Source organism: Novosphingobium sp. KN65.2 (assembly GCF_001368935.1).
Lineage (GTDB): Bacteria > Pseudomonadota > Alphaproteobacteria > Sphingomonadales > Sphingomonadaceae > Novosphingobium > Novosphingobium mathurense.
This window is the reverse complement of the sequence record NZ_CCBH010000229.1, coordinates 1-5346: the sequence shown is the minus strand read 5'-3', so window position 1 is coordinate 5346 and position 5346 is coordinate 1. Positions and strand designations below refer to the sequence as shown.

5 protein-coding genes are annotated in these 5346 nt (G+C 60.6%); all 5 read left to right on the top strand.

The features are described 5' to 3' along the window. The first annotated feature begins 39 nt into the window (after nucleotides 1-39). From SPHV1_RS23850 to SPHV1_RS23830, 5 genes are read left to right on the top strand one after another with little or no spacing between them, the layout of a single operon-like run. Nucleotides 40-1017 carry a fumarylacetoacetate hydrolase family protein gene (locus SPHV1_RS23850; RefSeq protein ID WP_054948483.1) on the top strand — a complete coding sequence of 326 codons (978 nt, stop codon included), beginning with the start codon at nucleotides 40-42 and terminating at the stop codon, nucleotides 1015-1017. Between the two features lie 39 nt (nucleotides 1018-1056). Further along, nucleotides 1057-2328, top strand: a complete 1272-nt coding sequence (locus SPHV1_RS23845; RefSeq protein ID WP_197277806.1) for a VOC family protein — start codon at nucleotides 1057-1059, stop codon at nucleotides 2326-2328. A gap of 59 nt (nucleotides 2329-2387) precedes the next feature. Beyond that, nucleotides 2388-3284, top strand: coding sequence for an alpha/beta fold hydrolase (locus SPHV1_RS23840; protein WP_054948481.1), 897 nt, complete (start codon nucleotides 2388-2390; stop codon nucleotides 3282-3284). 11 nt (nucleotides 3285-3295) lie between these two features. After that, entirely contained in the window at nucleotides 3296-4099 is an 804-nt protein-coding gene (locus tag SPHV1_RS23835) for an enoyl-CoA hydratase (protein ID WP_197277805.1), read from the top strand. Between the two features lie 12 nt (nucleotides 4100-4111). Next, nucleotides 4112-5287, top strand: coding sequence for a CaiB/BaiF CoA-transferase family protein (locus SPHV1_RS23830; protein WP_054948479.1), 1176 nt, complete (start codon nucleotides 4112-4114; stop codon nucleotides 5285-5287). Nucleotides 5288-5346: the final 59 nt, after the last annotated feature.

Sequence of the window (5346 nt, the reverse complement as noted above, 5' to 3'; positions counted from 1 at the left end):
ATTTACTACAAATTCTGATTTAATTCACGGAGACTATTCATGGCTGCTTTCGATGCGCCCTATAAGCTTGGAACTTTTTCCGCTGCAGGCTGCGCCCCCTTTCCCGGAGTGATCCTGGCTTCGGGGAAGGTTATCGCGCTATCGGCAATCGGCCGGATCGCCCGGCAGCCGCTCGTCGGCACTTCGGATTTGCTCGAATTCATTCAACATTGGGAATGGAACAACCCAATTCTATCGGCGGCTGTCGAGGGTATCGAGCAGGCGGCCGGGTCGCCCAACTTTGCGGATGTATCGTCCCTTCAGATCCATGTACCGTTCGTGCCCGGTAGCCTGGTTTGCGCCGTCGCCAACTATCGCAAGCATGTGGTGGATTTCTACGAGGATCCGGCCGAGCGCGCCATTTGGGAAGAGCGCATGGACGCCAAGGCGCGCAGCAACCTCTCTTTCGTGTTCAGCAAGCCGGTTTCGGCGGTGGTCGGTCCGCAAGCGGATGTCGCGATACCGGATGACGTCAAGATGCTCGACTGGGAAGTCGAACTGGTCGTAGTCATCGGAAAGGAAGCGCGCCGCGTGAATCGGGCCGATGCGCTGGGCTATGTCGCGGGATATACGGTTGGAAACGACCTGAGCGCGCGCGATTTCCTGGCGCGCGATGATCTTCAGCCGGGCATGCTGGATTTCTGCGGCAGCAAGGGCAATCCCGGTTTCAACCCGATCGGCCCGTTCATCGTGCCCGCGCAGTTTGTACCGGATCCGCAAAAACTTTCGCTTCGGCTGAGGTTGAACGGCGAGATCATGCAGGATGAAGGCTCGGAATTGATGATCGACAGCGTCGCGAAGCTGATCGAATATTCGTCGTCCCGCATGGTTTTGCGGCCGGGCGACATGATCATGACGGGTTCTCCTTCAGGCAACGCCAAATCGCATGACAACCGCTATCTGAGGGTTGGCGATATTGTCGAAGCCGAAGTCGACGGGATCGGGACGCAGCGCATCCGCTTCGTAGCCGAAAAATAAATAAGCGGCACAGCGTGCAGGAGTAAGCAGGAGATGGATATGGACAGGCCTGATCGCCCCGCTGGGCTCAATGAGGGTGAGGGCGGTGTTGCCGATGGGATGCATGATGTCGGCGGTATGCTGCTGCCGCGTCCTTTCCAGGTGGTGCGGATCGGCCATGTCGGCTTCAACGTTACGAAGATCGAGCAGACGCTCGACTTCTTCTGCAATCTTCTTGGATTCCACATTTCCGATACGATCGATTTGGGGGCGCTTCTTCCTCCCGAGGAGCGCCCGATCGACCGATCCGGCATAGCTTTTTTTCTGCGCCACGGCAGTGATCACCACTCCTTTGTGCTGTTTCCCGAAGCGGCGGCCAAGGTTGCGGCCCAGCAGCTTGGCGCATTCCCGATCGAGGTCACGGCAAACCAGATTTCCTGGCAGGCGGGCGGATTGCGCCAGGTGGTCGAGGGGAACGACTGGATGCAGGAGCATGGGCGCCGCGTCGTCTATTCGGGCAGGGATATTCCGGGTTCGAACTTCCATTTCTATACGCCCGATGACGAAGGCCATCTCAATGAAGTCTTCTATGGCATGGAGCAAATTGGGTGGAACGGCAAAAGCAAGCCCGGCGCGGTGCGCGATCTGATCGGCTATGCAGCACCACCGCCGATTCCGCATCGATCGGAGGCCGAGGAACTGCGCTTCATCGCTGACAACGGCATCGACCTCGATAGCGGCCTTCGAGCGACGCTGCCTGAGGCGGAAACCCATGACGTGGACGGCGTGTTGCTTGAGCGGCCTTTCAAGATCGTCAAGGTCGGCCCGCTTCGCCTGTTCGTGAAGGATGTCCAAAAGGCGCTGCATTTCTATCGCGACCTGCTGGGCCTGAAGATCACGGAGACGGTGAACTGGAACGGCCATATATGCGTCTTCCTGCGGGCCGGGCTCGAGCATCATTCGCTGGCGCTCTACCCGATCGAGCTGCGGGAGGTGCTGGGGCTGAGCAAGAACACGACCGCGATGGCGCTCGGCATGCGGGTAGGCAGCTATTCGCAGCTTCGCGCCGCGATTGCCTATCTGTCAGAGCGCGGTGTCGAGATCAGGAAACTGCCGCCCGAATTGTTCCCGGGGATCGATTACAGCGCGCTGGCGATCAGCCCGTGCGGCCATGCGGTCCAGCTCCATTATTATATGGAGCAGCTCGGCTGGAACGGCGAGCCTTGCCCGCCCGAACTGCGGCGGCAGGTGGATAATGACCATTGGCCCGAAACGCTGGAGCCGCTGACGGATAGCTTTTTCGGCGAAACATTCTTCGGGCCGCTAGGCTAAAAGATATTGGCGACCGCCAGGCGCGGAAAAATATGCGTTATGTGTAGGGAGTAACAGTAATGCCGTTTGCCGACAGCTCGGGAGTTTCCCTTTATTATGAGGAAACCGGCACCGGATATCCGATCGTCTGGCTCCATGAATTCGCGGCCGATTTCAGGACGTGGGAAGGCCAGGTCAGGCATTTTTCGGGGCAATATCGCTGCATCACCTATAACGCACGGGGCTACCCCCCTTCGTCCGTGCCGGAGGATGGAGACGCCTACACGTTCGATCGCCAGCGGGATGATGTCCTGGCGATCATGGATCATCTGAAGATTGAAAAGGCCCATATCGTGGGGCTGAGCATGGGCGCCTATGCCGGCCTCCAGTTCGCGATGAGCTACCCGAACCGTGTAAGCGCGCTGTTTTTCGCGAGCGGCGGTTCCGGCGCGTCGCGCGAAGAGCGGGCGCAATATATGCGCGATACGCATATGGTCGCGGATCGCATGCTGAGCGAAGGCATGGAGGCTGGCGCCAGCGGCCTCGCAATGGGCGCGACGCGGATCCAGCTTCTCAACAAGGATGAGCGCGGCTGGAAAGAGTTTCGCCGTTACATGTCCGAACATTCGGCGCTTGGATCCGCGCTGACGCTCAAAAATTATCAGGCGTTGCGGCCGTCGCTCTATGAAAGCGAGGATGTTTTGCGGGCGCTCGATATTCCCGTTCTCCTCGCCTTGGGCGACGAGGATGATCCGGTGATCGAGGTGAATATCTATCTGAAGCGCACGCTTCCGCGCGCCGGTCTCTGGGTCTGCCCGAAAACCGGACATGGCCTCAATATCGAGGAGCCGGGCGCCTTCAATCAGATGGCCAGCCAGTTCTTCAGCACGGTGGAACGCGGCCATTGGCACCGGCGCGATCCGCGAGCAAGCTCCGCGCAATCGCTGTTCATGGGCGACAAGCACGGGCAACCATGATGGCGAGTGGAGTGGAGCGGGCCGCCATGAGCGATGATAAACTGCTGGTCGAGCGGGAAGGGCCGCTGGCCTGGATCACCTTCAACAACCCTGCGAAGCACAACGCCATATCGCTGGACATGTGGCGCGCGCTGGGCAGGGCATTGGAGGGGATCGCGCAGGATCGCGAGGTGCGATGCATTCTTCTGCGCGGCGCGGGCGAACGCGCTTTTGTGTCCGGCGCCGATATTTCGGAATTTGCCGGTCAGCGCCGATCGCCGAAGGACGTGGCGGCCTATGACGAGGCGGCGGACCATGCCCTGGGGCTGTTGCAATCGACGCCGCAGCCGAGCGTTGCGATGATTTCCGGCTATTGTTTTGGCGGCGGGGTGGCCATCGCCCTGTCCTGCGATATCCGGATTGCTGGTTCGGACGCGCTTTTTTCGGTGCCTGCCGCGCGATTGGGCCTGGGCTATGGATGGCTGGGCACGAGGAAGCTGCTCGACGTCGTCGGGCCCGCCTGGGCGGCCGACATGCTCTTCAGCGCCCGCCGCTACGGCGCGACGGAGGCGCTGGCGATGGGGCTGATTACCCAGTTTCATCCGGTGGCGGAATTACAGGCGCAGGTGGGCGCCTATGCATCGACGATCGCGGAAAATGCGCCGCTGACGATCCAGGCGGCCAAGACGATCATCAAGGAATTGAGCCGGCCGTCCGGCAACGCCGATCTGGCGCTGTGCGACCGGCTGGTCGCCGAATGTTTCGCGAGCGAGGATTATGCGGAAGGCGCGCAGGCATTCGCCGCCAAGCGCAAGCCGCGGTTCGTCGGTCGCTGATAAGGAATTGATATGACACAATTACCCCTCAGCCATCTCAAGGTCATCGACCTTTCGCGCGTTCGCGCCGGCCCGACCTGCGTGAAATTCTTTGGCGATTTCGGCGCCGATGTCATCAAGGTCGAGCGGACGGACGGCGAGGGCGATCCGATGGGCGATAACCGGCACTCGTCGGATTACGTCAACGCGCAACGCAACAAGCGTGGCATCACACTCGATCTGAAGCGACCGGAAGGCGTCGCCATACTCAAGCGGTTGGTCGAAACCGCCGATGTGCTGGTCGAGAATTTCCGCCCGGATGTGAAGCATCGCCTGGGCATTGATTATGAGGTGATGGCGGCGATCAATCCCCGTCTCGTCTATACGTCCATCTCGGCGTTCGGCGAGACGGGGCCTTATAGCAGCCGCCCGGGCTTCGATCTCATCGCGCAGGGCATGGGCGGGCTGATGGCGCTTACAGGCTATGCCGATCGGGGGCCAATGCGCGTCGGCATATCGCCGGCCGATCTGAGCGCCGGCATTTTCGCGGCGATGGGCACGATGATCGCGCTGCTGGAGCGGGGAGTGTCGGGCAAGGGACAGTGGGTCCAGACCAACCTCCTTTCGTCGCAGATCATGCTGCTCGATTATCAGGCAATGCGCTGGCTGATGGACAAGGTCGTTCCCATCCAGCGCGGCAATGATCACCCGCAGATCGTGCCGACTGGTGTATATCGGGCAAGTGACGGCTATTTCACGCTCTCGACCGTCGGAAACGACAGCTATTTCAGGCTCTGCCAGGCTATCGACGCGCCGGAATTAGCGACCGACCCGGATTTTCAGACAGCGGAAGGGCGTGAGCGGAACCGGGAGCGCATGAATGCGGCGATCGACAAGGCCACGGCGGCTCGGACGGTGAAGCAATGGGTGGACCTGCTGAGCGCCGCCGGGGTGCCCGCCGGGCCGATCTACAAGCTTGATGAGATGTTTGCCGATCCGCAGGTCAAGGAAACCGGGATCGTGCAGACCATCGACCATCCCGCGCTTGGCCCTGTGGAAATATTGGGCCAGCCGATCAAGATGAGCCGCACGCCGCCGCAGTTTCGGCGCGCCCCTCCGGCGCTGGGCGAGCATACGGCGGATGTGCTGGAGGAAATCGGTTATACCAAGGAGGAAGTGGCTGCGTTGAGGAGCGGTGGTATCATCTGATTGGTTTCAGGTCGGTTTAAGCGGAGGTCGTGCAAGTATTGACCGACACGACCTCCAGT